This window comes from Synechococcus sp. H55.2, from assembly GCF_047462495.1.
Classification (GTDB): Bacteria; Cyanobacteriota; Cyanobacteriia; order Thermostichales; family Thermostichaceae; genus Thermostichus.
Genome location: NZ_JANSJH010000006.1, coordinates 20,685 through 24,775, shown reverse-complemented (window position 1 = coordinate 24,775; position 4,091 = coordinate 20,685). Strand labels below are relative to the sequence as shown.

Here is a 4,091-nt window from a genome sequence, read left to right as displayed (position 1 = left end):
CCGTGGCCGTGGGTCTCTCCTTTGTCCGTCAGCTTCAGCAGCGGCGCCGGCTCTGGCAGGTTTTTGGGATCCTCCCCCGGCTGCGCCACCTGGATCCAGCGGTACATGCCTTGTTCACACTCCTGGATGACCGGGATGGGGATAGTCTCGCCGGGGCGATCCGGCAGCCTGAGGCTGAGGCTGAACTCATCCATGAACTCATCCGGCAGGGATCCGCCGCTCCAGATCACCTCGGCCACTGTTTCGGTGATCATCTTCCCGTGGGACTCGTAGGGCTTATCCAGCGGCTTTTTCACCGTCTCAATTTTCCAGAGGGGGTGCACCATCGGCTTCACCGAGGTGGCCCCTTCCGGGATCTGCACCCGCAGGCGAATGGTCGGGGAGCCATCGCAGCCATGGGGCACGCGGAAGGTGAGCTTGGCAACGCTGCCCGCCGGGGCCTCTTTGGGATGGACGGTCACATGGGCCCAAGCAGAAGAAAGGGGCACAACGCTCATTCCCAGGGCCAGCAGAGATTTCTTGGCCAAGGCCAGGTAACTGTGCCAACTGAACATTGTAAATACTCCTTAACAACGCTAGGTGGAAAGAGAACCGGTCAGGATCCGGCCAACAAAACCTAAGGATGGTGATGGGATCCGTGGGATTCGGTCACGCTCATGCTGTGCTGACCCCAACTGGAAAGGCCCATGGACACCAGGCCGGCGCTGGCCAAGCCCATCGACACCAGCCCAAAGGAGAGGGCGCCCATGGCCACAAGGCCAATCGAGAGAATGCCGTGGGTCACCACGCCAATGGCCACCACTCCATGGGCGGAGATGCCGACGGCCACCAGCCCATGGGCCCCTATGCCAACTGACAGGAGCCGGCGGCGGGATCCCTGTGCTCCACAGCTCTGCTCCTGCGGCATCTGAGGTGCCAGGGTCAGATCTTGAGTCCTCTCCTGGGCCATTAGCCTTTGCTCCAGTTGTGCTCAGCCCGGTCTAGAACGTAGGCGGCCACGGCTTCGATTTCTTCTGGCTTGAGAAGCTTGCCAAAAGCGGGCATGGCCCCTTTGCCGTTGCGCACCTGGGCCTGGATGAGCTCAGGGGTATCCACGTGGTACTCATGAAGAGCCGCCAGAGAGAGGTTTTTCGCTGCCACCAAACTGTTGCGCCCGTTCAAGTGACAGCCCACACACTTGGCTTGAAAGACCTTAGCTCCCAAAGCCAAATCCGGTTCCGCAGAAGCCACTTGTGGGCCCCAAAAGACGGCGGCACCGACCAGCAAAAGCAGCAAGAAGAGTTTGACAATCCGCATTTTCCTCTCAACAATCTGCAAAAGACCGTTCATGGAAAAATCCAGCTTTTGAAGCCAGACCATTATCTCCGGCAGGTCAGGTCAGGTCAAAAGACAGCCTGTCAAGTCCCCCGCAGGTACCATGGGGTGTAGGATCCCCAAGGCCATGAGCGGTCTGCCCCCCGAGTTCATTCAACTGGTGCGCCAGAAGGCCGACCTCGTCGAGGTGGTGGCGGAAAAGGTGGTGCTGCGCAAGCAGGGCAAGAATTTCGTCGGCCTCTGTCCTTTCCACAATGACCGCAAGCCCAGCTTTCAGGTCAGCCCCAGCAAGCAGATCTACAAGTGCTTCGCCTGCGGGGCGGGCGGAGATGTCATCCGCTTTGTCAGCCAGATGGAGCGCCTCTCCTTTGCCGAGGCGGTGCGCCACTTGGCCCGCCGCTACCATGTGCCGGAGCCCAGGGGATCCCTCTCCCAGGACTACGAGCGCCAACTCTCCCGCCAGGAAAAGCTGCTGGAGATCTTGGCCCTGGCCGCCGATTTCTACCAGCACGCCCTCCGCTCCCAGCTAGGATCCCTGGCCCGCCAGTACCTGCACAGCCGACGCCTGAGGGAAGAAACCTTGCAAAAATTTCAAATCGGCTTTGCTCCCCCCGGCTGGCACTCGCTCTACGAATACCTGGTCAACCAAAAGCGCCAACCGGTCCAACTTCTAGAAGAAGCCGGCTTGCTGGTTCCCCGCCAACAGGGATCCGGACATTACGACCGCTTCCGCAACCGCATCATGCTGCCCATCTTCGACCTGCAGGGGCGGGTGATCGGCTTTGCCGGCAGAGCCTTGGGAGAGGAGCAGCCCAAGTACCTGAACTCTCCAGAAACCGAGCTGTTCAACAAAAGCCAGGTGGTCTACGGCCTTAACTTTGCCCGCGACGCCATTGCCAAGGCCGACCAAGCCTTGGTGGTGGAAGGGTACTTTGACGTCATCGCCCTGCATCAGGCGGGAGTTGCCCACGCTGTAGCCGCTATGGGCACGGCTTTGACGCCCCACCAGGTGAAAGTCCTGCTGCGCTATACCCAATCGAAGCGGCTGATTCTCAACTTTGATGCGGATCGGGCCGGGTTGAACGCGGCCAACCGGGCCATTGAAGCCATTGAAGACCAAGCGCGGCGCGGAGAAATCGAGCTGCGCATTCTCACCCTTCCCGAGGGCAAAGATGCCGACGAGTTTTTGCAAGAGCATCCTGTTTCTGAGTTTCAAACCTTGCTCAGTCAAGCTCCCCTGTGGCTGGATTGGCGAATTGAACAGGTGCTGGCCGGTCGGGATCTGAGCCGAGCCGCGGATTTTCAGCAGGCCCAGCAAGCCCTTGTGCAACTGCTGGCCGGTTTGGGTGGACAATGGCGCTCTTTATACTTGCATAAAGTGGCAGAATTGCTCAGCCGCGGCAACGGTCGCCTCAGCCGGGACTTGGAAGAAGACCTGCGCCGTGCCGTGCGCGGCTACCGCTGGGCCAAACCCCGCCAACCTCCTGCCAACAAGGGATCCAAGCTCTTACAATCGGAGTCCCATCTTTTGCAGATTTTCTTGCATTTTGCCGAGTACCGCCGCGAAATTCGTGAGACCTTGTTGGAGCGAGAGCTGCAGTTTAGTTTTCGCCCTCACCGAGAGCTGTGGCAGCGGACTTTGGAGTTGCTGGCGGCGCAGCCGGAGCTGGAAGACCAAGAAGAGCCTTTGCTGACGGCTTTGCGCACCCTCTGCGCCCATGAGGAACAGCTCAACGAGCGCCTCAGCCATCTGCTCTGGCTGGACGAGAACACCCGTGTAGCCTTGATGCGTCCACGGATGGTGGTGCGGGCCGCCATTGCCAATATGGAGCTGGAAATTCGCCAGAAACGCTACCGCTACTGGACCCAACTGTGGGATCAAGCCTTTTCCGAGGGCAACACCGTCCTTGCCGCCCAGTACCAGGCCAGCATCCAGCAGGAGTACCAAGCCATTCAAGCGCTGCAGCGGCAGGTGCAATTGAGCCTAGAAGACCTGTCGGAAGCCCCACTGGCCGAAGATTTGTGAGTCATTTCCAATAGCAATGAAACGGCTCGTTACCTTGAACCCTAACTCCCCCTTTCCAAAGAGAGAGGAGCTGGGGGTAGGGCTGTCACCGCGCCCCCTTACACTGTTTAAGATAGCCCGCTCTGCCAGTGGGATCCCCATCCGGTAGGATAGAAACAAAAGCAATTTCCAAGCCATGGAGGTTTCCTGGAGGGAGGGATCCACAATGTCTGTTGCTGGGCAGGCTTCGGTTCGGGTGAAGCTGTCTCGGCTCCTGCGGGGGATGGTGTTTTGGGGGCTGCTACTATACCTGGGGGTCATTCTCCTGGGGCTCCCAGCCTGGGCAGAAGACTACACCAAACGAGATCTGCAGGGCATGAGCTTTGCCGGGCAAGACCTGAGCGGCTGGAAATTTCTCAAGGCCAACCTGCGCCAAAGCGATCTCAGCCATGTCAAAGCGGCAGGGGCGAATTTGTTTGGGGCCAACCTCAGCAAGGCCAACCTGCGCGGGGCCGATCTGCGCGGCGCCACCTTGGACATGGCTAACTTACAGGGCGCGGATCTGCGAGAGGCACAACTGCAGGACAGCATGATGTGGTTGGCTCGAGTAGAGGACATCCAGATCGAGGGGGCGGATTTCACCAATGCCTTGATACGGCAAGATGCCCTTGCCATCCTCTGCGAGCGGGCCAGGGGCGTTAACCCCGTCACCGGTCGCGCCACCCGCGATACCCTCGAATGCGACTAGTCCTCACCCCCAGCCCCTCTCCCT

At 59.7% G+C, this 4,091-nt stretch carries 5 protein-coding genes; 2 read left to right on the top strand and 3 right to left on the bottom strand.

Translation table 11 applies throughout. The features are described from left to right. The 3 genes from NW844_RS01650 to NW844_RS01640 all read right to left on the bottom strand — a co-directional run. Positions 1–554 (bottom strand): YcnI family protein (locus NW844_RS01650; RefSeq protein WP_414332913.1); only part of this gene is annotated, 554 nt, incomplete at its 3' end. 62 nt (positions 555–616) lie between these two features. Beyond that, positions 617–949 (bottom strand): hypothetical protein, encoded by a 333-nt coding sequence (locus NW844_RS01645; protein WP_414332912.1) that lies wholly within the window; start codon positions 947–949, stop codon positions 617–619. Further along, positions 949–1,329 carry a c-type cytochrome gene (locus tag NW844_RS01640; RefSeq protein ID WP_414332911.1) on the bottom strand — a complete coding sequence of 127 codons (381 nt, stop codon included), beginning with the start codon at positions 1,327–1,329 and terminating at the stop codon, positions 949–951. Before NW844_RS01640 ends, NW844_RS01645 begins: the two co-directional genes overlap by 1 nt. 112 nt (positions 1,330–1,441) lie before the next feature. Between NW844_RS01640 and dnaG the strand changes: the two genes are divergently transcribed. Both dnaG and NW844_RS01630 read left to right on the top strand, forming a co-directional pair. Next, a complete protein-coding gene (gene dnaG, locus NW844_RS01635; protein WP_414332909.1) occupies positions 1,442–3,340 on the top strand; it encodes a DNA primase in 1,899 nt (632 codons plus the stop codon). Positions 3,341–3,545: 205 nt separating this feature from the next. Beyond that, entirely contained in the window at positions 3,546–4,067 is a 522-nt protein-coding gene (locus tag NW844_RS01630; RefSeq protein ID WP_414332907.1) for a pentapeptide repeat-containing protein, read from the top strand. Positions 4,068–4,091: the final 24 nt, after the last annotated feature.